The following is a 24,791-nucleotide window of genomic DNA, read 5'->3' as shown; positions in this document are numbered from 1 at the left end:
GCTCAGCCGTCGGTTCCGGATGCCGCCTGTGCTGCGATCGCGACCGTCACCGTGTCGGTGGCCGTCTGCTTGGCGTACTCGTCGGACTTCGGCTTGGTCTGCACGAGGAAGTCGAACGTGAACTGCAGGGTCACGTAGGTCGCGCTCTCGGGGACCTGACCGACGTTGAACGTCTGCGAATAGCTGTAGGGCTTGAGCACCAGGTAGCCGTTCTTGACGGTCGCCTCGTCGGTCTGCGGGTCGAGCGCCGGGAACGTCTCCGTGGCGTTGGCGGGGACGGCGAGCATGGTCGCCTTCTGCAGGTAGACCTTCTGGCCGTCGTTCGGCGTGATGGTCGTCACGAGCGACAGGCTGACCGGCTTGACGGCGTTCGGCGTCCACCGGTCCATCCGCAGATCGGACCAGTAGTTGACGGCTGCCTTCACGGCGCCGGCCGTGAGGTCGCGCTGCGTCGAGCCGCTCGAGAGGTCGTTCTCGACGGGCGGGGCGACGACGACGGGAGCCGAGGACGACGGCGCGGGCGCGGACGGGGTCGGGCTCTGCAGGGCCCAGGGCGACGGTCCGCAGCCGGACAGGGCGACGGCGGCACCGACGATCGCGGTGGCTGCGGCCAGACGCATGGTTCTCATCCGCATCATGACCCCTCCCCGCGGTCCCGTCAGTCTATGCGCGCATCGCCGGATTCCCCGCCGCGGGGCATGTGACGAAGTGAGGCACTGTTTACCAGACCGAAACCCGATTACCTTGCTGATTCTGAGTAGTTCCTGGATACTGGCTATGTCCAACCAACGAGGGGCGGTCGGTTGGATTTTTTCTTGCCGTCCGAGCCTCGAACTCTCGACGACCGAAAGCAGTCACCATGAAGAACAAGATCAGCAAGGCATCGGCGGCTCTCGCCATCGCCGTCGCGGCGGTCTTCGCGGCACCGGCCGTCGCGAACGCCTACACTCCCGACCCGCCCGCGGTCGCCCCCATCATCGCTCCCGGTGGCACCGCCACTGTTCCGTTCAGCGGCTTCGCCGCGAACGAGGGCGTCGAGTTCACCCTCACGGGTGAGAACGCTTCGGGCGCAACGCTCGCCTTCGTCGCCTTCGCGGTCGAGACGAAGTCGGTCACCAAGGAGGCCAACGCAGACGGTGTCGCTTCCGTCGACGTGACCCTCCCCGCCAACGCGTCCGGCTCCTACACGCTCGCAGCGTCTGGACAAGAAAGCGGCGCCACCGCGTCGACGACCATCCAGGTCGCGGCGACCGGTAGCGGTGCAGGTGGCGAAGGCGGCGGCGGCGTCCTCCAGAACACCGGCTTCGACGGTGACGCTCTCCTCGGCCTCTGGGTCGGCGGCGGCGTGCTCGTCCTCGCCGGCGCGAGCATCGCGGTCGCCACGTCGGTGCGCCGCGCTCGTCGGGCATAAGGCTCTCGCGAACCAACGCAAAAGGAACTCCCCCCGGGTCACGGCCCGAGGGGAGTTCCTTTTTTGCCCGAGAGGCGACGATCACGCGTCAGGCGATCCGAGCTCCCGACGCGCCCGCGTCTGCTCGGCACGCGCAGCGAGCAGATCGTCCGCCGGGTACCCGACCTCCGTCAGGGTCAGTCCGCGTGCGGCGAGCACCTTGACCTCGTTCGTGCGCTCGAGCTCGTCGCGGATCTCCGCGACCCGGCCGATCTCGATCCGCCCCTCACCGACGGCGACGCACGCCCCCACGAGCGCCCGCACCATGCTGTGGCAGAACGCGTCGGCTTTCACCGAGGCGATCAGGATGCCCGATGCGTCGCGGTGCCACCCGTACTCGAGGAGCGTCCGGATCGTCGTGGCCTCCTCGCGCGGCTTGCAGTAGGCGGCGAAGTCGTGGAGTCCGCGGAGGCTGCGGGCGGCGGCATCCATCGCGTCGACGTCGAGCTCGGCCGCGACCCACGTCGTGCGGCCCCGCTCGAGCGGATCGTAGCCCGTGACGCGGTCGGCGACGCGGTAGGCGTATCGGCGCCAGACGGCGGAGAACCGCGCGTCGAACCCCTCGGGAGCGACGTCGACGCGATGGACCGCGACGTCGGGGTACGGCCCCAGCACGCCGTTGATGCGTCCCGCCAGGGCGGCCGGCTCGGGACGTCGTCCCGACAGCAGCCGTCGCTCCTGCCCCTCGGTGAGGTCGAGATGGGCGACCTGCGCCGACGCGTGCACCCCGGCATCCGTTCGTCCTGCGACGACCAGGCGGGGATCGCCGCCGAGGATGCGCGCGATCGCCGCCTCGAGGGTGCCCTGCACCGTGCGGAGGTTCGGCTGGCGCGCCCAACCCCGGAAGTCGGTGCCGTCGTAGGCGAGGTCGATCCGCAGGCGCACGCTGCCAGCCTATCCGCGGCCGTCAGAGCGCCGCGTCGACCTCGGCCCGCGTGGGCGGGTTCGCGCCCTCGCGCGACACCGTGATGCCCGCCGTGAGGGCAGCGCGGCGGAGCGCCAGGTCGAGTGCCGCGGGGTCTCCGGCCAGCAGGTCCGGGTCGTCGACGAGGCTCGTGATGAGGCTCGCCATGAACGCGTCCCCGGCCCCGATCGTGTCGGCCACCTCGACCGCCATCGGAGGGACCTCCGACGACCCCGACGGACCGAGGGCGAGGGCCCCCTCCCCGCCGCGGGTCATCACGACGACGCCCGGGCCGAGAGCCGCGATCGTCTCCAGCACCCGGTCGGCGGGCATGCCGGGGTAGAGCGCCTCGGCATCCTCGTCGCTGAGCTTCACCAGGCTCGCGGCCGCGAACGCGCGCTCGGCGATCGGCCGCGGGTCGTCGCCCACGAGCGCGGGGCGGACGTTCGGGTCGACCGTCACGATCCTGCCGTCACGTCGCGCGGTCTCAAGGGTCGCGAGCGCGACCTCTCCCCCGGGCTGGAGGAACAGCGCGATCGACCCCGCATGTACGACGGATGCCGCCTCTGCCGCCGCCTCAGCCGCCTCGGCATCGAGGGCCCAGACGATGTCGAACTCGTACTCCGCCGACCCGTCGGGGCGCAGCCGCGCCTTCGCGGTGGAGGTCGGGGCATCCGTCCACGACGCGTCTTCGATCGCCGCGCCCGACGCCGTCACCTGCGCGGCGATGCGGCGGCCGCGGTCGTCGCGCCCGAGGCGCGTCAGGAGGCTCGCGGCCACCCCCTGTCGCGCGATGCCGACGGCGACGTTGGCGGGGCTGCCGCCGACGAACTCGACGTCGCCGCCGTCGCGCTCGACGATGTCGATCAGGGCCTCGCCGATGACGAGGACGGAGGTCGCGTGGGTCATGCCCTCACTTTCGCACGTCCCCCGCCGCCGCGCGTCACCGGACGACGGCGGTCACCGTCGGAAGGTGCGAGAGCAGCTCCTGGCTGATCGAACCGAGCAGGAAGCGAGCGAGCGCGCCCCGACCGTGAGTGCCGACGACGACCATGCGCGCATCCGCCGCGATACCGGCGAGCACGTGCGAGGGGTGTCCCCGCTCCACCCGGCGGATGATGCGCAGGTCCGGGTAGCGCGCCGAGAGCCCGGCGAGCGACAACGCCAGGATCTCCTCGGTCGTGGACTGCATGTTCGCGAGGTAGAGGTCGGGGTAGACCTCCATCGCGTTCCGCGGTGTGTGCACCGGAGTCCAGACGCTGACCGTGATGAGGGGTTCGCCGAGACGGTCGGCCTCGGATGCCGCGAACTCGATCGCGTGCTCCGAGACGTCCGACCCGTCGACGCCGACCACCACGCCCATCCCCTCGCCGAGGTCCCGGTCGGGGATCACGACGACGGGGCACGCCGCGCCGGCTGCGATCCGGATGCCGTGGACCCCGCGCGCCGGGCCGGTGCCGGGGCCGCGGTAGTCGCTGCCGATCACGAGCATCGCCGCTCCCGACGACGCCTCGACGAGCTTCGTGACGGGGTTTCCCGACTCCACCCGCGTGGACACCGGGACACCGGCATCCGTCACGCGCCGCGCCTCTGCATCGAGCAGCTGCTGCGTCGCGGTCTGCGCCGCCCCGAGGACCTCCGCCTCGCCGATGGCGCCGATGGCTCCGCCGACGACCGCGAGGAGCTCGATGGACTGCCGTCGCCGCGCCGCCCGTTCGATCGCCCAGTCCACTGCCCGACGCGACACCGCCGCGCCCGTGACTCCGACGATGATGTTCCCCGCCATGATGGCCGTCCCTTCCTGGGAACGAGGCGCCAGCCGGATCGCGGTGACGTCTGCGGCGCTCGTCCGTGTCTCGGTGCTGCCAACCTATCCGCGAAGGCGCCGCGCCGGAAGAGAGGTTCGGTCCTCAGCATGGCTCTTTAGACTGGATGCCGCCCTTCGCCCCCGGCCCGTGATCGCCCTCCCCCGATGTCTGCCCCCGACATGAACCGAACCCCTTCCGCGCGCCTGTCAGGACTCGACGGACTCCGCGCCGTCGCCGTCCTGCTCGTCGTCGTCTACCACCTCTTCCCCGCGCTTCCGGCGGGGTTCCTCGGCGTCGACGTCTTCTTCGTGATCTCCGGATTCCTCATCACCACCCTCCTCGTCCGCGAGCACGAGGAGCACGGCCGGCTCCGCCTGTGGGACTTCTGGCGCCGCCGGGCTCGGCGCCTGCTCCCCGCGATCGGGGTCATGGTCCTCGTCTGCGCCTCCCTCGCCTGGATGGTCGGCGGCGACGTCCTCCTCGGGCTCGGCGGACAGCTCGCGGGTGCGGCGACCTTCGCCTACAACTGGGTCGCGGTGGCTGCCGGGTCCTCCTACTTCGGCGGGGGATTCGATGCCTCCACCCCCGAACTGCTCCGGAATCTCTGGTCCCTCGCCGTGGAGGAGCAGTTCTACCTGCTCTGGCCGCTCGTCCTGCCGTTCGTCATGCTGCTGCGACGGGGCCGGGTCGCGATCGCGGTCGCTCTGGCCGCGGCATCCGCTCTGACAGCCGTCGCCCTGGCGAGCGGTGACGCCACGCGCGTCTACTACGGCACCGACACGCACGCCTTCGGGCTGCTCCTCGGCGTGGCCCTCGCCTTCCTGCGCCCCTCCGAGCGCTCCCGCGGCGTCCCCGGCGTCGTGGGCGGGGCGGCAGTCGTCGGAGTCGTCGGGCTCGCCTTCGTGAGCCCCGGAACGGGCGTGGAGACGTTCCCCGGGCTTCTCGTGGCGGCATCCGTTCTGACAGCAGTGGCCATCGCGGCGGCGGTGCGTCCCGCCTCGACGCTGGGGCGACTGCTCGACACCCCGCCCCTGCGCTGGGTCGGAGAACGCTCGTTCGGGATCTATCTGTGGCACTGGCCGCTCGTCGTCCTCCTCACCGTCGCCACGACCCGCACCTCCCCCGACGTCGCGGTGCCGGTCGAGGTCGCACTCCTGACCCTCGCCCTGACGGTGCTCGCGGCCGAGGTGTCGTACCGCTTCGTCGAGCAGCCCGTCCGGCGCCTCGGCTTCCGCGCCGCGCTGCGGTCGCTGGCCCGAGCGTTCCGCGGCGGACCGATCCGGCGCCTCGCCGCCACCACCGCGGTCGCTGCGGGCCTGCTCGTGGTGGCGGGGACCACCGCCGCCGTCGCCGACGCTCCACCCATGGCCTCGAGCGAGGCGGTCGTGCAGGACGGTCAGGCGGCGCTCGACGCGGACTCCGCAGATTCGCAGCACGCGACCCTCCCCGGCGCCGCGATCCAGACCGACGATCCGATGCTGCGCCCCGAATGCCCCTCGGCGCACCTCGCCGACGACGACGGATTCTGCGTCGCCCCCGACGGCCGCCCCGCTCCCCCGGCGCCCGCCCGTGTCGCCGGAACCCGCGTCACCGCCGTCGGCGACTCCGTCATGCTCGCCTCTGCCCGAGGACTGCTCGACCGGATGCCCGGTGTCGCCATCGACGCCAAGGTCTCACGGTCGATGAGCGCCGGCGTCGCCATCGTCGACCGTCTCGCCGCCCGTGGCGAGTTGCGCGACTTCGTCGTCGTGGGACTCGGCACCAACGGGCCGGTCGACCCCGATGACCTGGCACGGCTGAAGAAGGATGTCGGCGCCGACCGCACGCTCGTCCTCGTCACGGCGCATGCGCCGCGGGACTGGATCCCCGGCGTCAACGACGAGCTGCGGGACTTCGCCGCCCGGACGCCGGGCGTCGCCGTCGCCGACTGGTCGGGCGCGATCACCGGCCACGAAGACCTGCTGGCGGGCGACGGCATCCACCCCGGCGCCAGCGGAGGTGCGCGCTACGCCGCCGCGGTCGCCTCCAGCGTCGACGGTGTCGAGAACGGCCGCGCACAACTGCAGTACCGGCTCGAGCTCGCCCAGTGGGCCGTCGGCGACACCTTCCACCGCGCGCGCTGACCGCACCCGCGCTGACGCCGCAGCCCCGGCATCCGCTCGCCCTGTCATGACACGTGCACGGCGCAGGGTACGAGAAAGGGCCCGCCCCGAAACGGGGGCGGGCCCTCGGATTCCCTCCGAAGAGGGAGCCTTACTTGGCCTCGTCGGCCTTCTCGTCCTCAGACGCGACGGCGTCCTCGGCGGTGGCTTCGGCAGCAGCGCCCTCCTCGGGCGACTCGGCACCGGCAGCGGCGTCCTCAGCGGGCGTCTCGACCTCGGTCTCCTCGACCGCGGGCTCCTCGGCAGCAGCCGGAGCGGCAGCGGCCGGAGCAGCCTTCTTGGTGGACTTCGCCTTCGGGGTGACGGGCTCGAGGACGAGCTCGATCACGGCCATGGGGGCGTTGTCACCCTTGCGGTTGCCGACCTTCGTGATACGGGTGTAGCCGCCCTCACGCTCGGCGACCAGCGGGGCGATCTCGGCGAACAGCTCGTGCACGACGCTCTTGTCGCCGATGACCGCGAGGACGCGGCGGCGGGCGTGCAGGTCGCCGCGCTTGGCGAACGTTACGAGACGCTCGGCGAACGGACGCAGGCGCTTGGCCTTGGTCTCGGTCGTCGTGATCGACTTGTGCGTAAACAGCGAAGCGGCGAGGTTCGCCAGCATCAGACGCTCGTGTGCGGGGCCGCCTCCGAGGCGGGCACCCTTCGTGGGCTTGGGCATGTCAATTACTCCTGGGAATGAAAGTCAGTCAAAAGGACCCGGCGAACCGAGATCCGATCAGACGGTCTCGTCGTCGTAGCCGCCGTAGAAGTGCGAGCCGTCGAACCCGGGGACCGAGTCCTTCAGCGACAGACCGAGCGAGACAAGCTTGTCCTTGACCTCGTCGACCGACTTCTGACCGAAGTTGCGGATGTTCATGAGCTGCGTCTCCGAGAGGGCGACGAGCTCGGACACCGTGTTGATGCCTTCGCGCTTGAGGCAGTTGTACGACCGGACCGACAGGTCGAGGTCCTCGATCGGCATCGAGAGCTCGTTGGTCAGGACCTCGGCGACCGGCGCGGGGCCGATCTCGATGCCCTCGGCCTCGACGTTCAGCTCGCGGGCGAGACCGAACAGCTCGACCAGCGTGCGACCGGCCGATGCGACGGCGTCGCGGGGGCTGATCGACGACTTGGTCTCGACGTCCAGGACGAGCTTGTCGAAGTCGGTGCGCTCACCGGCACGGGTGGCGTCGACGCGGTAGCTGACCTTGAGGACGGGCGAGTAGATCGAGTCGATCGGGATCTGACCAGCCTCGGCGTACTCGTTGCGGTTCTGCGTGGCCGAGACGTAGCCGCGGCCACGCTCGATCGTCAGCTCGAGCTCGAACTTCGCCGAGTCGTTGAGCGTCGCGATGACCAGGTCGGGGTTGTGGACCTCGACACCCGCCGGAGCGGAGATGTCTGCGGCCGTGACCTCGCCGGCACCCGTCTTGCGCAGGTACGCCGTGATGGGCTCGTCGCGCTCGCTCGACACCACGAGCTGCTTGATGTTCAGGATGATCTCGGTGACATCTTCCTTCACACCGGGGACCGTGCTGAACTCGTGCAGCACGCCGTCGATGCGGATGCTGGTGACCGCGGCACCGGGGATCGACGACAGCAGGCTGCGACGCAGCGCGTTGCCGATCGTGTAGCCGAAGCCGGGCTCCAGGGGCTCGATGACGAATCGGCTACGGAAGTCGCCGACCTTCTCCTCGGTCAGAGTGGGACGCTGTGCAATGAGCACTATGTGTTCCTTTCAATCACGTGACCGCTATATGACACGTGCAATTGGTGAAGTGTTGAGTTGTGTCCGGGATGCCGGGGCGCGACTCGCGTCGCCACCCCCGGCATCCGTCGAGGATCAGACGCGGCGGCGCTTCGGGGGACGGCAGCCGTTGTGGGCCTGGGGCGTGACGTCCTGGATCGAACCGACCTCGAGGCCGGCAGCGGTCAGCGAACGGATCGCGGTCTCGCGGCCCGAGCCGGGACCCTTGACGAAGACGTCGACCTTCTTGACGCCGTGCTCCTGCGCCTGACGCGCAGCGGACTCGGCGGCCATGCCGGCGGCGTACGGGGTCGACTTGCGCGAACCCTTGAAGCCGACGCCACCCGAGGAGGCCCAGCTGATGACCGCACCCGAGGGGTCGGTGATCGAGACGATCGTGTTGTTGAACGTCGACTTGATGTGGGCCTGGCCCAACGCGATGTTCTTCTTCTCCTTGCGGCGCGGCTTGCGCGCTGCGGACTTGGCCTGTGCCATGTGAGTGTTCTCCTAAACCTGTGGCGGCGGCGCTTTAGCGCGCCTTCTTCTTGCCGGCGACGGTGCGCTTGGGACCCTTGCGGGTACGCGCGTTGGTCTTCGTGCGCTGGCCGCGCACAGGCAGGCCGCGACGGTGGCGGATGCCCTCGTACGAGCCGATCTCGACCTTGCGGCGGATGTCAGCGGCGACCTCACGGCGGAGGTCACCTTCCACCTTGTAGGTGCCTTCGATGTGGTCGCGGAGAGCGACCAGCTGCTCGTCACTGAGGTCCTTGACGCGGATCGACTCGTCGATACCGGTCGAGGTGAGGATCTCGACGGAGCGGGTACGGCCGATGCCGTAGATGTAGGTGAGGGCGATCACCACGCGCTTGTCGCGCGGGATGTCAACGCCGGCAAGACGTGCCATGCGATGTCTCCTAGGAGTCGGTGGAGGTGTGGAGCAGGATCGGTGCCCGGGCCTCCGACCCGAGGTGTCCCCCGCTGAGCGGGTTCTGATCCTGCCGAGATGTATTCAGTTGTGAGCCTGCGGGCCGCGCGAGGCGCGGCATCCCATCAGCCCTGGCGCTGCTTGTGACGCGGGTTCGACTTGCAGATGACCATGACGCGGCCGTGGCGGCGGATGACCTTGCAGTGGTCGCAGATGGGCTTGACGGAGGGGTTGACCTTCATGATGTTCCTGATTCGCTGTCTTCGCCGACGCTCTGACGAGCGCGGCGTTACTTCTCGACCGGTCTAGCGGTAGCGGTAGACGATGCGGCCGCGGGTCAGGTCGTAGGGCGACAGCTCCACGACCACGCGGTCTTCGGGGATGATGCGGATGTAGTTCTGCCGCATCTTGCCGGAGATCGTGGCCAGGACCTTGTGACCGTTGCTGAGCTCGACGCGGAACATCGCGTTCGGCAAAGCCTCGGAGATCACGCCCTCGATCTCGATGACACCGTCTTTCTTGGCCATACGCTCGCTTACAGTTGGCAGACCGGTCGGTCTGCGGTGAGTGGGGATTGTGGTGACACGCCGAAACAGGCGCAACGCACCAAAGATTTAGTGTACGTGATATCGGACCACCCCGCCACTCGGGCGCGTCACGCGCCGGGGGCTACCGGTCAACGCGACGTGAGGTTGGCGACGATGTCCTTCTGAGCGTCGTAGGTGACCGGAACGATCTGGTCGTTGACCAGAAGCGTCGGCGTGCCCGTGGCGCCTTCGGGGAGCTCCTGCGACTGCGCGAAGCTCTTGTACTCGTGGTCCTTGATCGCCTTCTCGAGCTTCGCGGTCATCTTCACACCGGAGTCCTTTGCCAGCGAGATCAGCTCTTCGTCGGTCAGGCCCGGCGTCTGCTCCTTGGGCTGGTTGTCGTACAGGGCCCGGAAGAACGCGTAGGCGTTGGCCGGGTCGGCCTCGGCGACGGCGTACATGGCGGATGCCGCACGGCTCGAGTACTCGGTGCCCTGCGAGAGACGGTCGAGGATCGTGACGGGGTGCACCTCGAGGGTGATGCTGCCGTCGTCGACCAGGCCCGAGATGGTCTTGCCCTCTGCCTCTTCGAACTGACCGCAGTAAGGGCACATGAAGTCGACGTACGTCGACACCTTGTCGGGCCCCTTGCCGAAGGTGATCGCACCGGTCTCCCGGTTGATGCCGCTGGCCGCGGGCACCGGACCCGGGTCGGTCGCGCGGGAGTTCAACACGGCGACGACGGCGACGAGGCCCACGAGGACGACCACCACCCCCACGCTGATCCAGATCGCGAACCAATTGGTCTTGCGCGTGGCGGTGGCCATGAGCGTGTCCTCTCAGGAGATGGGGGTCGGGGTGACACCGAAAGCGGCGAGACCCGCGGCACCGCCGTCGGGTGCGGTCAGCACCCAGATGCCTCCATCGTGCACCGCGACGCTATGTTCCCAATGGGAGCCGTCCTCACCGTCGACGGTGCTGACGGTCCAGTCGTCGTCCTCGACCAGGGTCGCCTCGTCTCCGCCGACGATCATCGGCTCGATGGCGACGCACAGACCGGGCCGCACCTCGGGCCCGAGGTCTTCGACGCGGTAGTTGAAGACCGTCGGCCCCTCGTGCATCTTGCGTCCGATCCCGTGCCCGACGTAGTCGCGAAGGATGCCGTAGCCCTCCCCCGACGACTCGACGTAGGTCTGCACGGCGTCGCCGATCTCACCGACGCGTGACGCCGAGGCCAACGCGGCGATGCCGGCCCACAGCGACCCCTCGGTCACATCGGACAGTCGCTGCCGACGCGCGACGAGCTCAGGCCGCTCCGGATCCGGGACGACGATCGTGATGGCCGAGTCGCCGTTCCACCCCTCGAACTGCGCACCGCAGTCGATCGAGACGATGTCGCCCGACTGCAGGACACGGTCGCCGGGGATGCCGTGGACGACCTCCTGGTTGACCGAGATGCAGGTCGTGTGGCGGTAGCCGCGGACGAGCTGGAAGTTCGACTCCGCACCGCGAGCGACGATCGTCGCCTCCGCGATCGCGTCGAGCTCGGCCGTCGTGACACCGGCTCGGACCGCCGGACGCACCGCATCCAGCGCAGCCGCCGTGATGAGGCCGGGGGCGACCATCGCGCGCAGCTGCGCGGGAGTCTTGTAGATGGAGCGGCGGAACACCATCAGGCGGTGATGCCGCGCGCTGCGAGGGCCGCCGCGATGCGCTCGGTGATCTCGTCGAGCGAGCCCACACCGTCGATCTCGTCGACGATGCCGCGCTCGCGGTAGACGTCGAGGATGGGTGCCGTCTCGGACTCGTAGATCGAGAGCCGCTTGGCGATCGACTCCTCGTTGTCGTCGGACCGGCCCTGCTCGGCCGCGCGACGCGAGAGCCGCGCGATCGACTCGTCCCGGGGAACCGAGAGCTCGATGACCGCGGTGAGCGGCTCACCTCGCCCGTCGAGGAACGCATCCAGGTCACCGACCTGGCCGAGGTTCCGCGGGTACCCATCGAGGAGGAAGCCCTCTGCGGCATCCTCCTGCTCCAGCCGGTCGCGGACGATCTCACTCGTCAGGTCGTCCGGAACCAGGTCGCCGGCGTCGATCAGTGCCTTGACCTTCAGGCCGAGCTCGGTGCCGTCCTTGACGTTCGCGCGGAAGACGTCTCCGGTGGAGACGGTCGGGATGCCGAGCAGATCGGCGATCCGGGCCCCCTGCGTCCCCTTGCCCGAACCTTGCGGGCCGATGATCAGGAGGCGGGCGGGGGTCTGCGTCATCGGAGGAGTCCTTCGTAGTGGCGCTGCTGGAGCTGGGCGTCGATCTGCTTCACGGTCTCGAGACCGACGCCGACGATGATCAGGATCGAGGCGCCGCCGAACGGGAAGTTCTGGTTGGCGCCGACCGTGGCGAGGGCGAGAAGGGGAAGCAGGGCGATGAGGCCCAGGTAGATGGAACCCGGCAGGGTGATGCGGGTCAGGACGTAGTCGAGGTACTCGGCCGTGGGACGACCCGCACGGATGCCGGGGATGAACCCGCCGTACTTCTTCATGTTGTCGGCGACCTCGACGGGGTTGAACGTGATCGCGACGTAGAAGTAGGTGAACCCGATGATGAGGAGGAAGTACACCGCCATGTACAGCGGGTGGTCACCGTTGACGAAGTTCGCCTGGATCCAGGACACCCAACCGGGGACGCTGCCGTCCGCCGCCGGGTTGGCGTTGAACTGCGCGATCAGCGCCGGGATGTACAGCAGCGAGGAGGCGAAGATGACGGGCACGACGCCGGCCATGTTCACCTTGATCGGGATGTAGGTGTTGCTGCCGCCGAGCGTCCGGCGACCGACCATGCGCTTCGCGTACTGGACCGGGATGCGTCGCTGCGACTGCTCGACGAAGACGACGAGCGCGACGGTGGCGATGCCGACGGCCAGGACGAGGAGGAAGATCTCGAAGCTGCGCGCGACGGCGATGCTCCACAGCGCGGACGGGAACGTCGCAGCGATCGAGGTGAAGATGAGGAGGGACATGCCGTTGCCGATGCCGCGCTCGGTGACGAGCTCGGCCATCCACATGATGAGGCCGGTCCCCGCGGTGAGGGTGGCGATCATGAGGAGCTGTGCCCACCAGGCCTCGTCGGTGAGGAGCTGCTGGCACTCGGCGACACCGGAGATGCCGAAGAGCTGGCCCGAGCGGGCCACGGTGACGAGGGTGGTCGACTGGAGGAGCGCCAGCGCGATCGTCAGGTACCGGGTGTACTGGGTCAGCTTGGCCTGGCCGGCCTGGCCTTCCTTGTACAGCGTCTCGAAGTGAGGGATGACGACGCGCAGGAGCTGAACGATGATCGTCGCCGTGATGTACGGCATGACACCGAGGGCGAAGATCGACAGCTGCAGCAGGGCGCCGCCGGAGAAGAGGTTGACCAGCGACAGGAGGCCCTGGGTGGAGCCCGACTGGTCGAGACAGGTCTTCACGTTCGGGAAGTCGACGAACGGAGCCGGGATGTGCGCGCCGAATCGGTAGATGGCGATGATGCCGAGCGTGAAACCGATCTTCCGACGCAGATCCGGGGTGCGGAAGACCCGCGCGATGGCGCTGAACAAGGGGATTTCCTCCAGTGGGATGCCGGGCCCGCCCAGACGGGCCGCACTCCAACATACGGCAACAGGGGCCGGAGGTTACCCTCCGGCCCCTGGCACGTGATTACTTGATCGAACCGCCAGCGGCGACGATCTTCTGCTCGGCCGATCCCGAGACCTTGTCGACGGAGACCGTCAGCGCGACCGAGATGTCGCCGGTGCCGAGCACCTTGACCTTCTCGTTCTTGCGGACGGCGCCCTTGGCGACCAGATCCGTGATGGTGACGTCGCCACCATTGGGGTACAGCTCCGCGAGCTTGTCGAGGTTGACCACCTGGTACTCGACGCGGAACGGGTTCTTGAACCCGCGCAGCTTCGGCGTACGCATGTGGAGGGGCATCTGCCCGCCCTCGAAGCCCACCTTGACCTGGTAACGAGCCTTCGTACCCTTGGTACCGCGGCCCGACGTCTTACCCTTGGAGCCCTCACCGCGACCGACACGGGTCTTCGCGACGTTGGATCCGGGGACCGGACGCAGGTGGTGGACCTTCAGCACGCCGGGGCGTGCCGCATCCTTCTTCGGGGCAGCCTTGTCGGCAGCGGGCTTGGCCGCAGCCTTCCGGGTTGCCGGCTTCTTGGCCTTGGGCTCGACGGTCTCGACCGTCTCGTCCTTCTTCTCAGCCATCAGTCGATCTCCTCAACCTTCACGAGGTGCGCGACGGTCTTGATGTAACCGCGCGTCTGCGCGTCATCGGGACGAACGACGGAGTCGTTGATCCGCTTAAGACCGAGCGAACGCAGCGTGTCACGCTGGTTCTGCTTTTCGCTCACCTTGGACTTGACCTGGGTCACCTTCAGACGAGCAGCCATCATGCACCCACCTTTGCAGCCTTGGCGGCGTCGGCCTCGGCACGAACAAGACGCGCGGGCGCGACCTGGTCGAAGTCGAGACCACGACGAGCGGCGACGGCGCGCGGCTCTTCGAGCTGCTTCAGCGCCGCAACGGTCGCGTGCACGATGTTGATCGTGTTCGACGAACCGAGCGACTTCGACAGCACATCGTGGATGCCGGCGCACTCGAGGACGGCGCGGACCGGACCACCGGCGATAACACCGGTACCGGCAGCAGCCGGACGGAGCAGCACGACACCGGCAGCAGCCTCACCCTGGACGGGGTGGGGGATGCTGGAGCCGACGCGCGGCACCCGGAAGAAGTTGCGCTTGGCCTCTTCGACACCCTTGGAGATGGCGAGGGGGACTTCGCGCGCCTTGCCGTAGCCGACACCGACGAGACCGTTGCCGTCGCCCACGACGACGAGTGCGGTGAAGCTGAAGCGACGACCACCCTTGACGACCTTGGACACACGGTTGATCGTGACGACGCGCTCGAGGAACTGGTTGTCGCCCCGGTCGCGCGAGTTGCGGTCGCGGGTCTGGCTGCGCTCGCGGCCACCGCGGCGCGGCTCGCGCTCACGCTCGGCGGGAGCCTCGGCCGTAGCCGCAGCCGCAGCGGGCTGCTCGGTCGCGGTCACTTCGTTCTCCTTGTTCTCGGTCACAGCTTCAGACCTCCTTCGCGAGCGCCATCGGCGATCGCAGCGACGCGGCCCGCGTAGCGGTTGCCGCCGCGGTCGAACACGACCGTCTCGATGCCGGCAGCCTTGGCACGCTCAGCAACGAGTTCGCCGACCTTGCGGGCCTTGGCGGTCTTGTCACCGTCGAACGTGCGCAGGTCCGACTCGAGGGTCGAGGCGGAGGCCAGCGTGGTGCCCTTGCTGTCGTCGACGAGCTGAACGAAGACGTGGCGGGCGGAGCGGGTCACGACGAGGCGCGGACGCACCTCGGAGCCCACGATCTTCTTGCGAAGACGGAGGTGACGACGCGAACGTGCGTCGGACTTCGACTTAAGAGCCATGGTTACTTACCACTCTTTCCGGCCTTGCGGCGAACGACCTCGCCCGCGTACCGCACACCCTTGCCCTTGTACGGCTCGGGCTTGCGGATCTTGCGGATGTTGGCAGCTGCCTCGCCGACGGCCTGCTTCGAGATACCGGCGACGGTCACCTTGTTGTTGCCCTCGACGGTGAGCGTGATGCCCGCGGGAGCCTCGACCAGAACGGGGTGCGAGAAGCCGAGAGCGAACTCGACCGCCGTGCCCTTCTGAGCGACGCGGTAACCCGTGCCGACGACCTCGAGGCCCTTGGTGTAGCCCTGGGTCACGCCGATGATGTTGTTGTTGATGAGGGTACGGGTCAGCCCGTGGAGAGCACGGGACTCGCGCTCGTCATCGGGGCGGGAGACCAGAACCTGGTTCTCCTCGACCTTGACCTCGATGGGCTGTGCAACGGTGAGGCTGAGCTCACCCTTGGGGCCCTTGACGGCGACGTCCTGGCCGGAGACCGAAACGGTCACGCCGGCGGGGATGTCGATGGGAAGACGTCCAATACGCGACATGTCAGATCACCACACGTAGGCGAGGACTTCCCCGCCGACGCCCTTCTGCTCGGCCTGGCGGTCCGTGAGGAGGCCAGAGGAGGTGGACAGGATCGCGACACCGAGGCCACCGAGGACCTTGGGAAGCTCGTTCGACTTCGCGTAGACGCGGAGGCCGGGCTTCGAGACGCGCTTGATTCCGGCGATCGACCGCTCGCGGTTCGGGCCGTACTTGAGGGTGAGGGTGAGGGTCTGGCCGACACGAGCGTCGGAGACCTCCCAGCCGGAGATGTAGCCCTCCTGCTGGAGGATCTCGGCGATGTGCGTCTTGAGCTTCGAGCTCGGCAGCGCGACGGAGTCGTGGTGCGCGGAGTTCGCGTTGCGCAGACGGGTCAGCATGTCTGCGACCGGGTCTGTCATCGTCATGAGTGTGTTCCTTTAGTCATGAGGTTTCGACTGCCGTTACACGACAGCCGACCTTCTATGAATGAGCAATATTCAGTTGTGCAGTCGTTCGGCCCCGGAGCACGCCCCGAGGCCGAACGATCGATCTTATCGGATCACGCCTGAGCGTCGGCCGACTTGAACGGGAAGCCGAGGTGCTTCAGCAGCGCCCGACCCTCGTCATCCGTCTTGGCCGTCGTCACGATCGTGATGTCGAAACCGCGGACGCGGTCGATCTTGTCCTGGTTGATCTCGTGGAACACGGACTGCTCCTGGAGACCGAAGGTGTAGTTGCCGTTGCCGTCGAACTGGGCAGCCGAGAGTCCACGGAAGTCGCGGATGCGGGGCAGCGCCAGGTTGACGAGGCGGTCGACGAACTCCCACGCGCGGTCACCGCGAAGGGTGACGTGGGCACCGATGGCCTGGCCCTCACGCAGCTTGAACTGCGCGATGGACTTGCGGGCCTTGGTGACGACCGGCTTCTGGCCGGTGATCTTGGTGAGGTCGTCGACCGCACCATCGATCACCTTGCTGTCGCGCGCAGCCTCACCGACACCGGTGTTGACGACGACCTTGACGAGACCGGGGATCTGCATGACGTTCGCGTAACCGAACTCCTCCTGCAGAGCCTTCTTGATCTCGCTCTGGTACTTCTGCTTCAGGCGGGGCTGGATCTTGCCAGCCGCCGCGGCAGTTGCGTTGCTCATGTTCAGAGGTCCTTGCCGCTCTTCTTGGCGTAACGGACGCGGACGGTGCGCTTGACGCCGTCCTTGGTCCGCTCCTCGACGCGGTGACCGACACGGGTCGGCTTCTTGGTCGACGGGTCGACCAGCGCCACGTTGGAGATGTGGATCGGGGCTTCCATCGTCTCGATGCCGCCCGTCTTGGTGCCGCGCTGCGACTGACCGACACGGGAGTGCTTCGTGACGTAGTTCACGCCCTGCACGACGACGCGGTTCTGCTCGACGAGGACCTCGAGGACCTCGCCCTGCTTGCCGCGGTCGCCGCCCTTGTCCTGCTTGCGGCCGCTGATGACCTGAACCAGGTCACCCTTCTTGATGTGCGCCATGATCAGATGACCTCCGGTGCCAGCGAGACGATCTTCATGAACTTCTTGTCGCGAAGCTCACGACCGACCGGGCCGAAGATGCGGGTGCCGCGGGGCTCCCCGTCGTTCTTCAGGATGACGGCGGCGTTCTCGTCGAACTTGATGTACGAACCGTCGGGCCGACGGGTCGACTTGACGGTGCGGACGACGACAGCCTTGACCACGTCGCCCTTCTTGACGTTGCCGCCCGGGATCGCGTCCTTGACGGTCGCCACGATGACATCGCCCACGCCGGCGTAGCGGCGGTTGGAACCACCGAGAACGCGGATCGTGAGGATTTCCTTGGCGCCGGTGTTGTCAGCGACCTTGAGGCGGGACTCGTTCTGGATCATGGGTTACTTCGCCTTCTCGAGAATCTCGACCAGGCGCCAGCGCTTCGTGGCGCTGAGCGGACGGGTCTCGTTGATGAGGACGAGGTCACCGATGCCCGCGGAGTTCTGCTCGTCGTGAGCCTTCACCTTGGACGTGCGGCGGATGACCTTGCCGTAGAGGGGGTGCTTCACGCGGTCCTCGACCTCGACGACGATCGTCTTGTCCATCTTGTCGCTGACGACGTAGCCACGGCGGGCCTTGCGGTACCCACGGGCGTTGACGTCGCGGACGTCGTGCTCGGACGACTCGTGACCAGCGGCCACGGTCGCCTCGGCGGCATCCTTCTTAGCCATCACTCGGCCTCTTCCTTCGCGGCCTCAGCGGACTCGTCCGCCTTCTTGGCCTTGCTCTTCTTCGCCTTGGTGGCCGTCTCGACCGGGGCGGGGGTGGCACGGATGCCGAGCTCCCGCTCGCGGATGACGGTGTAGAGCCGCGCGATGTCGCGCTTGACCGCACGGATGCGGCCGTGGCTCTCGAGCTGGCCGGTGGCCGACTGGAAGCGCAGGTTGAACAGCTCTTCCTTGGCCTTGCGCAGCTCCTCCACGAGGCGCTGGTCTTCGAATGTGTCCAGCTCGCTCGGGGCGAGCGTCTTGGTGCCGACAGCCATTACGCGTCGCCCTCCTCGCGCTTGATGATGCGTGCCTTGAGCGGCAGCTTGTGGATAGCACGGGTCAGGGCCTCACGAGCGAGTTCCTCGTTGACGCCCGCGACCTCGAAGAGGACGCGACCCGGCTTGACGTTGGCGACCCACCACTCGGGCGAACCCTTACCGGAACCCATGCGGGTTTCGGCCGGCTTCTTCGTGAGCGGACGGTCGGGGTAGATGTTGATCCACACCTTTCCACCACGCTTGATGTGACGCGTCATGGCGATACGAGCGGACTCGATCTGACGGTTCGTCACGTAAGCGGGGGTCAGCGCCTGGATGCCGTACTCACCGAAGCTGACCGTGGTGCCGCCGGTGGCGGCGCCGTCGCGCTTCGGGTGGTGCTGCTTGCGGTACTTGACCTTGCGGGGAATAAGCATCAGGCTGACGCTCCTTCTGCGACGGGGGCCTCGTTGCGCGGGCCACGGCGGCGGTCGCCGCCACGGTCATCACGACGGGACTTCGGTGCGTTGGCCTGCTCGCGAGCGAGCTCCTTGTTGGTGAGGTCGCCCTTGTAGATCCAGACCTTCACGCCGATGCGGCCGAAGGTGGTCTTGGCCTCGTAGAAGCCGTAGTCGATGTTCGCGCGGAGCGTGTGCAGGGGCACACGGCCTTCGCGGTAGAACTCCGACCGGCTCATCTCAGCGCCGCCGAGACGACCGGAGACCTGGATGCGGACACCCTTGGCACCGGCACGCTGCGCGCCCTGCAGACCCTTGCGCATCGCGCGGCGGAAAGCCACACGAGCGGAGAGCTGCTCGGCGATGCCCTGGGCGACCAGCTGAGCGTCGGCCTCGGGGTTCTTGACCTCGAGGATGTTCAGCTGGATCTGCTTGCCCGTGAGCTTCTCGAGGTCGGCGCGGATGCGCTCGGCCTCGGCGCCGCGGCGGCCGATCACGATGCCCGGACGGGCGGTGTGGATGTCGACGCGGACGCGGTCACGCGTGCGCTCGATCTCGATGTTGCTCACGCCGGCACGGTCGAGCGACGTCGTCAGGAGACGACGGATCTTGACGTCCTCGGCCACGTAGTCGGCGTAGCGCTGCCCGGGCTTGGTGGAGTCCGAGAACCAGCGCGACACGTGGTCGGTGGTGATGCCGAGGCGGAAGCCGTACGGGTTGACCTTCTGTCCCATTACTTGCTCGCCTTCTTGGTGTCAGCCGCAGCGGTGTCAGCGACCTCGGGGGTCGAGAGCACCACGGTGATGTGGCTGGTGCGCTTCTTGATCTGGAACGCGCGACCCTGGGCGCGGGGCTGGAAACGCTTCAGCGTCGTGCCCTCGTCCACGTAGGCGTTCTTCACGTACAGATCCTGATCGTCCAGGAACTCGTTGTCCTTGTCGGCCTTCACACGAGCATTCGCGACCGCGGCGGCCACGAGCTTGTAGATGGGCTCGCTGGCACCCTGGGGAGCGAACTTCAGGATGGCGAGAGCCTCCTGAGCCTGCTTGCCCTTGATGAGCGCGACGACACGACGAGCCTTCTGAGGGGTCACGCGGATGTGCTTCACGCGTGCGATGGATTCCACCATTACTACTCCTCCTCTTCCTCTCTCTGAGAGCGCCACCGCCTTAGCGGCGACGACCCTTCTTGTCGTCCTTCTCGTGGCCGCGGAAGGTGCGGGTGGGCGCGAACTCGCCCAGCTTGTGACCGACCATGGTCTCGGACACGAACACGGGGATGTGCTTGCGTCCGTCGTGCACGGCGATGGTGTGTCCCAGCATGGCGGGGATGATCATCGAACGGCGCGACCAGGTCTTGATGACGTTCTTGGTACCGGCTTCGTTCTGCGAGACGACCTTGCGAAGCAGGTGCTCGTCGACGAAGGGGCCCTTCTTAAGGCTGCGAGGCATCTTCCTCTACTCCTACTTCCGCTTCTTGCCGGCGTTGCGACGGCGAACGATCAACTTGTCGCTTTCCTTGTTGGGGTGCCGGGTACGACCCTCGGCCTGGCCCCAAGGAGTGACGGGGTGACGTCCACCGGAGGTCTTACCCTCACCACCACCGTGCGGGTGGTCGACCGGGTTCATGGCGACACCACGCACGGTCGGGCGGATGCCCTTCCAGCGGTTACGGCCGGCCTTACCCCAGTTGATGTTGGACTGCTCGGCGTTGCCGACCTCACCGATGGTGGCGCGGCAACGTGCGTCGACGTTGCGGATCTCACCCGAGGGCAGACGAAGCTGCGCGTAGGGGCCGTCCTTCGCCACGAGGCGGACGGACGCACCAGCCGAGCGCGCCATCTTCGCGCCGCCGCCGGGGCGGAGCTCGATCGCGTGGATCACGGTACCGGTGGGGATGTTGCGCAGCGGCAGGTTGTTGCCGGGCTTGATGTCGGCGCCAGCACCCGACTCGACGATGTCACCCTGCGACAGCTTGTTCGGGGCGAGGATGTAACGCTTCTCACCGTCGAAGTAGTGCAGCAGCGCGATGCGTGCGGTGCGGTTGGGGTCGTACTCGATGTGAGCGACCTTGGCGTTGACGCCGTCCTTGTCGTTACGACGGAAGTCGATGACGCGGTACTGGCGCTTGTGGCCACCACCGATGTGACGGGTCGTGATGCGGCCCTGGTTGTTGCGACCACCGGTCTTCGCCAGCGGGCGAAGGAGCGACTTCTCGGGCGTCGACCGCGTGATCTCAGCGAAGTCGGCGACCGACGAACCGCGACGACCGGGGGTCGTGGGCTTGTACTTGCGAATAGCCATGTCTCTAGTCCTCTATCCCAGCTGTCAGCCGACGGCCGTGAAGATGTCGATGGTGCCCGACTTCAGGCTCACGATGGCGCGCTTGGTGTCCTTGCGCTTACCGGTGCCGAAGCGGGTGCGGCGGGCCTTGCCCGGGCGGTTGAGCGTGTTCACCGACGCGACCTTGACACCGAAGATCTTCTCGATGGCCAGCTTGATCTCGGTCTTGGTGGCGCGGGGGTCCACGAGGAACGTGTACTTGCCCTCGTCGATGAGCCCGTAGCTCTTCTCGGAGACGACCGGCTTCAGGATGATGTCGCGCGGGTCCTTGTTGACGGCGGTCATGCCGAGACCTCCTCGGTGGCGCCGGCCTTCGCAGCGACGAACGCGTCGTAGGCGGCCTTGGTGAAGACGATGTCGTCGGAGACGAGCACGTCGTAGGCGTTGAGCTGGTCGAACGTCAGCACGTGGACGTACGCGAGGTTGCGGACGCTCTTGACGGTCAGCTCGTCATCACGGGTGATGACGACCATGACGTTCTTGGTCGGCGCGAGCTGGCCGAGGACCGCGACAGCGGCCTTCGTCGAGGGAGCGCCTTCGATGCCGAACGAGTCGACAACGTGCAGACGACCACCGCGTGCCCGGTCGCTGAGCGCACCCAGGAGGGCGGCGGCGACCATCTTCTTGGGGGTGCGCTGCGAGTAGTTGCGCGGCTTCGGTCCGTGGACGATGCCACCACCGGTCATGTGCGGCGCGCGGATCGAGCCCTGACGGGCGTTACCGGTGCCCTTCTGCTTGAAGGGCTTGCGGCCGGCGCCCGAGACCTCACCGCGACGCTTGGTCGAGTGGGTGCCCTGGCGAGCCGCCGCGAGCTGCGCGACGACGACCTGGTGGATGAGGGGGATGTTCGTCTTGACGTCGAACAGTGCGGCGGGCAGCTCCACGGAGCCGGCCTTCTTGCCGTCTGCCTTCACGACGTCGAGCGCGAGAGTCGAGTCAGCCATGATCAGGCACCCTTCACTGCGTTGCGGACGTAGACGATGCGGCCACGAGCACCGGGGACGGCGCCCTTGACGAGCAGCAGACCCTTCTCGGCGTCGACGGCGTGCACCGTGAGGTTGAGGACGGTCACGCGCTCGCCACCCATACGGCCGGCCATGCGCATGCCCTTGAAGACGCGGCTCGGGGTCGACGATGCGCCGATCGAGCCGGGCTTGCGGTGGTTGCGGTGCGCACCGTGCGAAGCCGAGACGCCCTTGAAGTTGTGACGCTTCATGACACCGGCGAAGCCCTTGCCCTTGCTGGTGCCGACGACGTCGACCAGCTGGCCGGCCTCGAAGGTGGCGTCGACGGTGAGCTCCTGACCGAGTGAGTAGTCAGCGGCATCCGCCGTGCGCACCTCGGTGAGGTGGCGGCGCGGGGTCACACCAGCGGCGTCGAAGTGAGCCGTCTGGGGCTTGTTGACCTTGCGGGGGTCGATCTGGCCGTAAGCGATCTGAACGGCGTTGTAGCCGTCGCGCTCGGGCGTGCGCACCTGGGTCACCACGTTGGGGGCGACTTCGATGACGGTGACGGGAACGACCTTGCCGTTCTCGTCCCAGACCTGGGTCATGCCGAGCTTGGTGCCCAGCAGGCCCTTGGAAACCTTGGAGTTGATGTCAGCCATGATGATCGACCTCAGAGCTTGATCTCGATGTTGACGTCGGCCGGGAGGTCGAGACGCATCAGCGAGTCGACGGCCTTGGGCGTCGGGTCGATGATGTCGATAAGGCGCTTGTGGGTGCGCATCTCGAAGTGCTCGCGGCTGTCCTTGTACTTGTGCGGCGAACGGATCACGGCGATCACGTTCTTCTCGGTCGGAAGGGGCACGGGGCCCACGACCGTCGCGCCCGCACGGGTCACGGTGTCGACGATTTTGCGTGCCGACGAGTCGATGACCTCGTGGTCATACGACTTCAGGCGAATGCGGATCTTCTGTCCCGCCATTGTCTGCTCACTCTCTTTCTCGCGTCGTACCTCGGGGGCATTGGACGCACGGGGCGCTTACGCGCCGGGCACTTCTCCCCGCCCGGAGGCGAGGTGATCGGCACCGCTGTTCTGATGTCAGTCCGCAGGGCTACCTGCGGCATCCCGTCCCCGCGCACGCATGCGTGCAGATCCGTTTCCGGAATGGGGTGTGGGGATGTGATGTTCTGCTGCCCGCGGCCTAGGCTTCACGCCTATGCACTGCCCTGGCAGTGATCCCGCGCAGAGCGCAGGAATGTGGAACCTGTACAGTCTACGTGCCGTCCGGGCGTGTCGCAAACCCGGGCGTGTCGCGCACCGGGGTACGCTCCCCCGTCGGCCTCAGTGAGCCGTCCGGCCCGGCGCGATGACAGCCGTCAGCGTGCGCACCAGGATCTGCAGGTCCTGCATGAACGACCAGTTCTCGACGTAGTAGAGGTCGAGGCGCAGCGCGTCCTCCCACGACAGGGTGGACCGTCCACTGACCTGCCACAGACCGCTCATCCCGGGCTTCACACGCAGCCGGCGGTGCGCGGCGTCGTCGTACAGCGCGACCTCGGCGGCACGCTGCGGGCGGGGTCCGACGAGACTCATCGTGCCGACGAGGACGTTGAACAGCTGCGGGAGCTCGTCCAGCGAGTGCTTGCGGATGACGCGGCCGACCTTCGTGATGCGCGGGTCGTCGGCCACCTTGAACAGAGGACTGTCGTTCGTCCCCTGCATGTCCAGCAGACTTGCGAGCTGGTCGTCGGCGTCCGCGACCATCGAGCGGAACTTCAGCATCCCGAACTCGTCGCCGCCCAGGCCGATCCGCGGCTGGCGGTAGAGCACGCGCCCCGGCGTCTCCATCCGGATCGCCACGGCGGTGACGAGCATGACCGGGGAGAAGACGACGATGAGAGCCACGGAGCCGAACAGGTCGAACGTCCGCTTGGCGAATCGACGGACGCCCTCGAGGCGGGGGAACTCGACGTGCACGAGCGGCAGACCCGCCGCAGGGCGGGAATGGATGCGGGGGCCCGCCACATCGGTCAGCGCCGGAGCGACGACGAGGTTGCCGTTGCGGTCCGCGACATCCCATCCGAGCTGACGCATCATCTCGGGGTGGACCTCGTCCGCCTCCGCGACGATGATCGTGTCGGCATCGGTGGCATCCATCGCCTGCATCGCGTGGGCGAATCCGCCGACGACCGGCACGTCGCCGATGGACTGCCGACCCCGCGCATTCGTCACGACACCCACGATGTCGAAGCCGGAGGTGTCCGCCCGCCGGATCGCGCGGATGATCATCGCCGCCTTCGCCGGTTCTCCCAGGACGAGCGCGCGGTAGACGTACTTCGACCGTCGCTGCTGACGTCGCAGCCAGATGCGCCACAGCCACCGCGAGAAGATGAGCGCCACGAGACCCACCGGCATCGCGACGAGGAACAGACCGCGCGAGACCTCGATGCGCAGGAAGAACGCGACCGACACGAAGATCGCGAACACGGCGATCGTCGCGTTCACCAACCGGCGGTATTCCTGTTCGCCCGCACCGACGATGTTGCGATCCCGCGTCTCGAAGACGCTCAACGCCACGAGCCAGACGATCCCGATCAGACCGAGGGCGACGTCGTACGGGATCTGCGGACCACTGGGCCACGTCACGTCCCGCTGCGTATCGGGGAGGACCAGGAACCGGAACGCCAACAGCACGGCGACGATGACGACGAGATCGCTGTAGGCGATGCGACCGCTGAACCGCGCCGGCCAATCACGCGCGGAGCGACGCGCGGGCACGACCAGCGACGGCTTGCTCGGGCGCCGGCCGAGGCGCCGCCCGATGCGCGTGCCCTGCCGTTCCGCGGCCCGCCTCAGCACGAGCACCCTTCGCCCGACCGACCGGTGCGGTGACCCCACGCCGGAGTGCGAGCGGTCTGCATCACGGAGGTCAGCCTTCCTGTCGACGGCGCGGACGACGTCCACTCCTCCGGCAGGCCTCGCATCTTCGACGACGGACGGGTGCCGGTCTCCGAGGATGTTATCAAACAGCTGG

At 67.7% G+C, this 24,791-nt stretch carries 37 protein-coding genes; 2 read left to right on the top strand and 35 right to left on the bottom strand.

Translation table 11 applies throughout. The features are described from left to right. Positions 1–2: 2 nt before the first annotated feature. The gene (locus H286_RS0114070; protein ID WP_231370975.1) at positions 3–629 is read right to left on the bottom strand and encodes a hypothetical protein; all 627 of its coding nucleotides are present in this window, start codon (positions 627–629) and stop codon (positions 3–5) included. Positions 630–859: 230 nt separating this feature from the next. Here H286_RS0114070 and H286_RS0114065 point away from each other — a divergent pair, with 230 nt between their 5' ends. Then, positions 860–1,411, top strand: a complete 552-nt coding sequence (locus H286_RS0114065) for a hypothetical protein (RefSeq protein ID WP_020098655.1) — start codon at positions 860–862, stop codon at positions 1,409–1,411. A gap of 81 nt (positions 1,412–1,492) precedes the next feature. Here H286_RS0114065 and truA read toward each other — a convergent pair whose 3' ends face one another. Genes truA through H286_RS0114050 form a run of 3 tightly spaced genes read right to left on the bottom strand, consistent with a single transcriptional unit; the run spans position 1,493 to position 4,140 of the window. Continuing rightward, the gene (truA, locus tag H286_RS0114060) at positions 1,493–2,335 is read right to left on the bottom strand and encodes a tRNA pseudouridine(38-40) synthase TruA (RefSeq protein ID WP_020098654.1); all 843 of its coding nucleotides are present in this window, start codon (positions 2,333–2,335) and stop codon (positions 1,493–1,495) included. Positions 2,336–2,357: 22 nt separating this feature from the next. After that, a complete protein-coding gene (locus H286_RS0114055) occupies positions 2,358–3,263 on the bottom strand; it encodes a PfkB family carbohydrate kinase (protein ID WP_020098653.1) in 906 nt (301 codons plus the stop codon). 34 nt (positions 3,264–3,297) lie between these two features. Next, entirely contained in the window at positions 3,298–4,140 is an 843-nt protein-coding gene (locus H286_RS0114050; RefSeq protein WP_020098652.1) for a universal stress protein, read from the bottom strand. Positions 4,141–4,341: 201 nt separating this feature from the next. On the opposite strand from H286_RS0114050, the gene H286_RS0114045 reads away from it, so the two are divergent. Beyond that, positions 4,342–6,285: an acyltransferase family protein gene (locus H286_RS0114045; protein WP_020098651.1), complete on the top strand. Its 1,944-nt coding sequence runs from the start codon at positions 4,342–4,344 to the stop codon at positions 6,283–6,285. A 130-nt stretch (positions 6,286–6,415) separates the two neighbouring features. Here the strand turns inward: H286_RS0114045 and rplQ are convergent, their stop codons facing one another. The 31 genes from rplQ to H286_RS0113890 all read right to left on the bottom strand — a co-directional run bounded on the left by rplQ (position 6,416) and on the right by H286_RS0113890 (position 24,616). Beyond that, positions 6,416–6,985, bottom strand: a complete 570-nt coding sequence (rplQ, locus tag H286_RS0114040) for a 50S ribosomal protein L17 (protein ID WP_020098650.1) — start codon at positions 6,983–6,985, stop codon at positions 6,416–6,418. A 57-nt stretch (positions 6,986–7,042) separates the two neighbouring features. After that, entirely contained in the window at positions 7,043–8,032 is a 990-nt protein-coding gene (locus H286_RS0114035; protein ID WP_018187328.1) for a DNA-directed RNA polymerase subunit alpha, read from the bottom strand. Between the two features lie 117 nt (positions 8,033–8,149). Next, positions 8,150–8,548, bottom strand: a complete 399-nt coding sequence (gene rpsK / locus H286_RS0114030) for a 30S ribosomal protein S11 (protein WP_018171470.1) — start codon at positions 8,546–8,548, stop codon at positions 8,150–8,152. A gap of 34 nt (positions 8,549–8,582) precedes the next feature. Continuing rightward, positions 8,583–8,957 carry a 30S ribosomal protein S13 gene (gene rpsM / locus H286_RS0114025; RefSeq protein WP_018187329.1) on the bottom strand — a complete coding sequence of 125 codons (375 nt, stop codon included), beginning with the start codon at positions 8,955–8,957 and terminating at the stop codon, positions 8,583–8,585. A 146-nt stretch (positions 8,958–9,103) separates the two neighbouring features. Continuing rightward, positions 9,104–9,220: a 50S ribosomal protein L36 gene (gene rpmJ / locus H286_RS0114020; RefSeq protein WP_005050492.1), complete on the bottom strand. Its 117-nt coding sequence runs from the start codon at positions 9,218–9,220 to the stop codon at positions 9,104–9,106. 63 nt (positions 9,221–9,283) lie between these two features. After that, positions 9,284–9,505, bottom strand: coding sequence for a translation initiation factor IF-1 (gene infA / locus H286_RS0114015; RefSeq protein ID WP_017201569.1), 222 nt, complete (start codon positions 9,503–9,505; stop codon positions 9,284–9,286). Positions 9,506–9,654: 149 nt separating this feature from the next. Further along, on the bottom strand, positions 9,655–10,332 hold the full coding sequence (locus H286_RS0114010) for a DsbA family protein (protein ID WP_020098649.1): 678 nt from the start codon (positions 10,330–10,332) through the stop codon (positions 9,655–9,657). A gap of 12 nt (positions 10,333–10,344) precedes the next feature. Further along, positions 10,345–11,178 (bottom strand): type I methionyl aminopeptidase, encoded by an 834-nt coding sequence (gene map / locus H286_RS0114005; protein ID WP_020098648.1) that lies wholly within the window; start codon positions 11,176–11,178, stop codon positions 10,345–10,347. Continuing rightward, complete coding sequence (locus H286_RS0114000) at positions 11,178–11,771, bottom strand: adenylate kinase (protein WP_020098647.1); 594 nt, start codon at positions 11,769–11,771, stop codon at positions 11,178–11,180. The genes map and H286_RS0114000 overlap by 1 nt, the downstream gene beginning before the upstream one ends. Then, positions 11,768–13,093: a preprotein translocase subunit SecY gene (gene secY / locus H286_RS0113995; RefSeq protein WP_020098646.1), complete on the bottom strand. Its 1,326-nt coding sequence runs from the start codon at positions 13,091–13,093 to the stop codon at positions 11,768–11,770. Before secY ends, H286_RS0114000 begins: the two co-directional genes overlap by 4 nt. Before the next feature lie 100 nt (positions 13,094–13,193). Beyond that, a complete protein-coding gene (gene rplO / locus H286_RS0113990; RefSeq protein WP_020098645.1) occupies positions 13,194–13,754 on the bottom strand; it encodes a 50S ribosomal protein L15 in 561 nt (186 codons plus the stop codon). Then, positions 13,754–13,939 carry a 50S ribosomal protein L30 gene (gene rpmD, locus H286_RS0113985; protein WP_020098644.1) on the bottom strand — a complete coding sequence of 62 codons (186 nt, stop codon included), beginning with the start codon at positions 13,937–13,939 and terminating at the stop codon, positions 13,754–13,756. The genes rplO and rpmD overlap by 1 nt, the downstream gene beginning before the upstream one ends. Further along, a complete protein-coding gene (rpsE, locus tag H286_RS0113980; RefSeq protein WP_020098643.1) occupies positions 13,939–14,625 on the bottom strand; it encodes a 30S ribosomal protein S5 in 687 nt (228 codons plus the stop codon). The genes rpmD and rpsE overlap by 1 nt, the downstream gene beginning before the upstream one ends. Next, on the bottom strand, positions 14,622–14,981 hold the full coding sequence (gene rplR / locus H286_RS0113975) for a 50S ribosomal protein L18 (RefSeq protein ID WP_018187337.1): 360 nt from the start codon (positions 14,979–14,981) through the stop codon (positions 14,622–14,624). The genes rpsE and rplR overlap by 4 nt, the downstream gene beginning before the upstream one ends. A 2-nt stretch (positions 14,982–14,983) precedes the next feature. Continuing rightward, positions 14,984–15,520 (bottom strand): 50S ribosomal protein L6, encoded by a 537-nt coding sequence (gene rplF / locus H286_RS0113970; RefSeq protein WP_018187338.1) that lies wholly within the window; start codon positions 15,518–15,520, stop codon positions 14,984–14,986. 6 nt (positions 15,521–15,526) lie between these two features. Continuing rightward, positions 15,527–15,925: a 30S ribosomal protein S8 gene (gene rpsH / locus H286_RS0113965; protein WP_018187339.1), complete on the bottom strand. Its 399-nt coding sequence runs from the start codon at positions 15,923–15,925 to the stop codon at positions 15,527–15,529. A gap of 134 nt (positions 15,926–16,059) precedes the next feature. Further along, the gene (gene rplE / locus H286_RS0113960) at positions 16,060–16,650 is read right to left on the bottom strand and encodes a 50S ribosomal protein L5 (protein ID WP_018187340.1); all 591 of its coding nucleotides are present in this window, start codon (positions 16,648–16,650) and stop codon (positions 16,060–16,062) included. Between the two features lie 2 nt (positions 16,651–16,652). Beyond that, on the bottom strand, positions 16,653–17,012 hold the full coding sequence (gene rplX / locus H286_RS0113955; protein ID WP_018187341.1) for a 50S ribosomal protein L24: 360 nt from the start codon (positions 17,010–17,012) through the stop codon (positions 16,653–16,655). A 2-nt stretch (positions 17,013–17,014) separates the two neighbouring features. Beyond that, positions 17,015–17,383 carry a 50S ribosomal protein L14 gene (gene rplN, locus H286_RS0113950; RefSeq protein WP_018187342.1) on the bottom strand — a complete coding sequence of 123 codons (369 nt, stop codon included), beginning with the start codon at positions 17,381–17,383 and terminating at the stop codon, positions 17,015–17,017. Positions 17,384–17,386: 3 nt separating this feature from the next. Continuing rightward, on the bottom strand, positions 17,387–17,716 hold the full coding sequence (gene rpsQ, locus H286_RS0113945) for a 30S ribosomal protein S17 (protein ID WP_018187343.1): 330 nt from the start codon (positions 17,714–17,716) through the stop codon (positions 17,387–17,389). Further along, positions 17,716–18,030, bottom strand: a complete 315-nt coding sequence (gene rpmC, locus H286_RS0113940; RefSeq protein WP_018187344.1) for a 50S ribosomal protein L29 — start codon at positions 18,028–18,030, stop codon at positions 17,716–17,718. The genes rpsQ and rpmC overlap by 1 nt, the downstream gene beginning before the upstream one ends. After that, positions 18,030–18,449 (bottom strand): 50S ribosomal protein L16, encoded by a 420-nt coding sequence (gene rplP / locus H286_RS0113935; RefSeq protein WP_018187345.1) that lies wholly within the window; start codon positions 18,447–18,449, stop codon positions 18,030–18,032. Before rplP ends, rpmC begins: the two co-directional genes overlap by 1 nt. After that, positions 18,449–19,204: a 30S ribosomal protein S3 gene (rpsC, locus tag H286_RS0113930; RefSeq protein WP_018187346.1), complete on the bottom strand. Its 756-nt coding sequence runs from the start codon at positions 19,202–19,204 to the stop codon at positions 18,449–18,451. The genes rplP and rpsC overlap by 1 nt, the downstream gene beginning before the upstream one ends. Next, a complete protein-coding gene (gene rplV / locus H286_RS0113925) occupies positions 19,204–19,599 on the bottom strand; it encodes a 50S ribosomal protein L22 (RefSeq protein ID WP_018187347.1) in 396 nt (131 codons plus the stop codon). The genes rpsC and rplV overlap by 1 nt, the downstream gene beginning before the upstream one ends. A gap of 40 nt (positions 19,600–19,639) precedes the next feature. Continuing rightward, the gene (gene rpsS / locus H286_RS0113920) at positions 19,640–19,921 is read right to left on the bottom strand and encodes a 30S ribosomal protein S19 (RefSeq protein WP_018187348.1); all 282 of its coding nucleotides are present in this window, start codon (positions 19,919–19,921) and stop codon (positions 19,640–19,642) included. Positions 19,922–19,933: 12 nt separating this feature from the next. Continuing rightward, positions 19,934–20,773, bottom strand: a complete 840-nt coding sequence (rplB, locus tag H286_RS0113915) for a 50S ribosomal protein L2 (protein WP_018187349.1) — start codon at positions 20,771–20,773, stop codon at positions 19,934–19,936. Between the two features lie 24 nt (positions 20,774–20,797). After that, the gene (gene rplW / locus H286_RS0113910; protein WP_018187350.1) at positions 20,798–21,097 is read right to left on the bottom strand and encodes a 50S ribosomal protein L23; all 300 of its coding nucleotides are present in this window, start codon (positions 21,095–21,097) and stop codon (positions 20,798–20,800) included. Continuing rightward, a complete protein-coding gene (gene rplD / locus H286_RS0113905) occupies positions 21,094–21,756 on the bottom strand; it encodes a 50S ribosomal protein L4 (protein ID WP_018187351.1) in 663 nt (220 codons plus the stop codon). Before rplD ends, rplW begins: the two co-directional genes overlap by 4 nt. Positions 21,757–21,758: 2 nt before the next feature. Continuing rightward, on the bottom strand, positions 21,759–22,418 hold the full coding sequence (gene rplC / locus H286_RS0113900) for a 50S ribosomal protein L3 (RefSeq protein ID WP_018187352.1): 660 nt from the start codon (positions 22,416–22,418) through the stop codon (positions 21,759–21,761). Positions 22,419–22,429: 11 nt separating this feature from the next. Then, positions 22,430–22,738 (bottom strand): 30S ribosomal protein S10, encoded by a 309-nt coding sequence (gene rpsJ, locus H286_RS0113895; protein ID WP_018171443.1) that lies wholly within the window; start codon positions 22,736–22,738, stop codon positions 22,430–22,432. A 360-nt stretch (positions 22,739–23,098) separates the two neighbouring features. Then, positions 23,099–24,616 carry a sugar transferase gene (locus H286_RS0113890; RefSeq protein WP_231370974.1) on the bottom strand — a complete coding sequence of 506 codons (1,518 nt, stop codon included), beginning with the start codon at positions 24,614–24,616 and terminating at the stop codon, positions 23,099–23,101. Positions 24,617–24,791 lie beyond the last annotated feature (175 nt).

The organism is Microbacterium sp. 11MF, assembly GCF_000383475.1.
In the GTDB taxonomy this organism is placed as follows: Bacteria; Actinomycetota; Actinomycetes; order Actinomycetales; family Microbacteriaceae; genus Microbacterium; species Microbacterium aquilitoris.
This window is presented reverse-complemented; position numbering and strand designations above follow the sequence as displayed.

Coding starts and splice junctions, on each gene's coding strand:
- rplO (WP_020098645.1), bottom strand. CDS start 13,754: ATGGCTGAGAAGAAGGACGAGACGGTCGAGACCGTCGAGCCCAAGGCC.
- rpsH (WP_018187339.1), bottom strand. CDS start 15,925: ATGACGATGACAGACCCGGTCGCAGACATGCTGACCCGTCTGCGCAAC.
- rpmC (WP_018187344.1), bottom strand. CDS start 18,030: ATGGCTGTCGGCACCAAGACGCTCGCCCCGAGCGAGCTGGACACATTC.
- rpsC (WP_018187346.1), bottom strand. CDS start 19,204: ATGGGACAGAAGGTCAACCCGTACGGCTTCCGCCTCGGCATCACCACC.
- rplN (WP_018187342.1), bottom strand. CDS start 17,383: ATGATCCAGAACGAGTCCCGCCTCAAGGTCGCTGACAACACCGGCGCC.
- H286_RS0114050 (WP_020098652.1), bottom strand. CDS start 4,140: ATGGCGGGGAACATCATCGTCGGAGTCACGGGCGCGGCGGTGTCGCGT.
- rplQ (WP_020098650.1), bottom strand. CDS start 6,985: ATGCCCAAGCCCACGAAGGGTGCCCGCCTCGGAGGCGGCCCCGCACAC.
- H286_RS0114055 (WP_020098653.1), bottom strand. CDS start 3,263: ATGACCCACGCGACCTCCGTCCTCGTCATCGGCGAGGCCCTGATCGAC.
- rpsQ (WP_018187343.1), bottom strand. CDS start 17,716: ATGGCTAAGAAGGATGCCGCCGAGGCGACCGTGGCCGCTGGTCACGAG.
- H286_RS0114045 (WP_020098651.1), top strand. CDS start 4,342: ATGAACCGAACCCCTTCCGCGCGCCTGTCAGGACTCGACGGACTCCGC.
- rpsS (WP_018187348.1), bottom strand. CDS start 19,921: ATGCCTCGCAGCCTTAAGAAGGGCCCCTTCGTCGACGAGCACCTGCTT.
- rpsJ (WP_018171443.1), bottom strand. CDS start 22,738: ATGGCGGGACAGAAGATCCGCATTCGCCTGAAGTCGTATGACCACGAG.
- rplR (WP_018187337.1), bottom strand. CDS start 14,981: ATGGCTCTTAAGTCGAAGTCCGACGCACGTTCGCGTCGTCACCTCCGT.
- infA (WP_017201569.1), bottom strand. CDS start 9,505: ATGGCCAAGAAAGACGGTGTCATCGAGATCGAGGGCGTGATCTCCGAG.
- rpsK (WP_018171470.1), bottom strand. CDS start 8,548: ATGGCACAGGCCAAGTCCGCAGCGCGCAAGCCGCGCCGCAAGGAGAAG.
- rpmD (WP_020098644.1), bottom strand. CDS start 13,939: ATGGCTGCTCGTCTGAAGGTGACCCAGGTCAAGTCCAAGGTGAGCGAA.
- rpmJ (WP_005050492.1), bottom strand. CDS start 9,220: ATGAAGGTCAACCCCTCCGTCAAGCCCATCTGCGACCACTGCAAGGTC.
- rplB (WP_018187349.1), bottom strand. CDS start 20,773: ATGGCTATTCGCAAGTACAAGCCCACGACCCCCGGTCGTCGCGGTTCG.
- rplX (WP_018187341.1), bottom strand. CDS start 17,012: ATGGCGCACATCAAGAAGGGTGACCTGGTTCAGGTCATCAGCGGCCGC.
- rplV (WP_018187347.1), bottom strand. CDS start 19,599: ATGGTGGAATCCATCGCACGCGTGAAGCACATCCGCGTGACCCCTCAG.
- H286_RS0114000 (WP_020098647.1), bottom strand. CDS start 11,771: ATGACGCAGACCCCCGCCCGCCTCCTGATCATCGGCCCGCAAGGTTCG.
- H286_RS0114010 (WP_020098649.1), bottom strand. CDS start 10,332: ATGGCCACCGCCACGCGCAAGACCAATTGGTTCGCGATCTGGATCAGC.
- rplP (WP_018187345.1), bottom strand. CDS start 18,449: ATGCTTATTCCCCGCAAGGTCAAGTACCGCAAGCAGCACCACCCGAAG.
- rplD (WP_018187351.1), bottom strand. CDS start 21,756: ATGGCTGACTCGACTCTCGCGCTCGACGTCGTGAAGGCAGACGGCAAG.
- H286_RS0114065 (WP_020098655.1), top strand. CDS start 860: ATGAAGAACAAGATCAGCAAGGCATCGGCGGCTCTCGCCATCGCCGTC.
- rpsM (WP_018187329.1), bottom strand. CDS start 8,957: ATGGCACGTCTTGCCGGCGTTGACATCCCGCGCGACAAGCGCGTGGTG.
- H286_RS0114070 (WP_231370975.1), bottom strand. CDS start 629: ATGAGAACCATGCGTCTGGCCGCAGCCACCGCGATCGTCGGTGCCGCC.
- map (WP_020098648.1), bottom strand. CDS start 11,178: ATGGTGTTCCGCCGCTCCATCTACAAGACTCCCGCGCAGCTGCGCGCG.
- rplC (WP_018187352.1), bottom strand. CDS start 22,418: ATGGCTGACATCAACTCCAAGGTTTCCAAGGGCCTGCTGGGCACCAAG.
- rplF (WP_018187338.1), bottom strand. CDS start 15,520: ATGTCGCGTATTGGACGTCTTCCCATCGACATCCCCGCCGGCGTGACC.
- rplE (WP_018187340.1), bottom strand. CDS start 16,650: ATGAGCAACGCAACTGCCGCGGCGGCTGGCAAGATCCAGCCCCGCCTG.
- rplW (WP_018187350.1), bottom strand. CDS start 21,097: ATGACCGCCGTCAACAAGGACCCGCGCGACATCATCCTGAAGCCGGTC.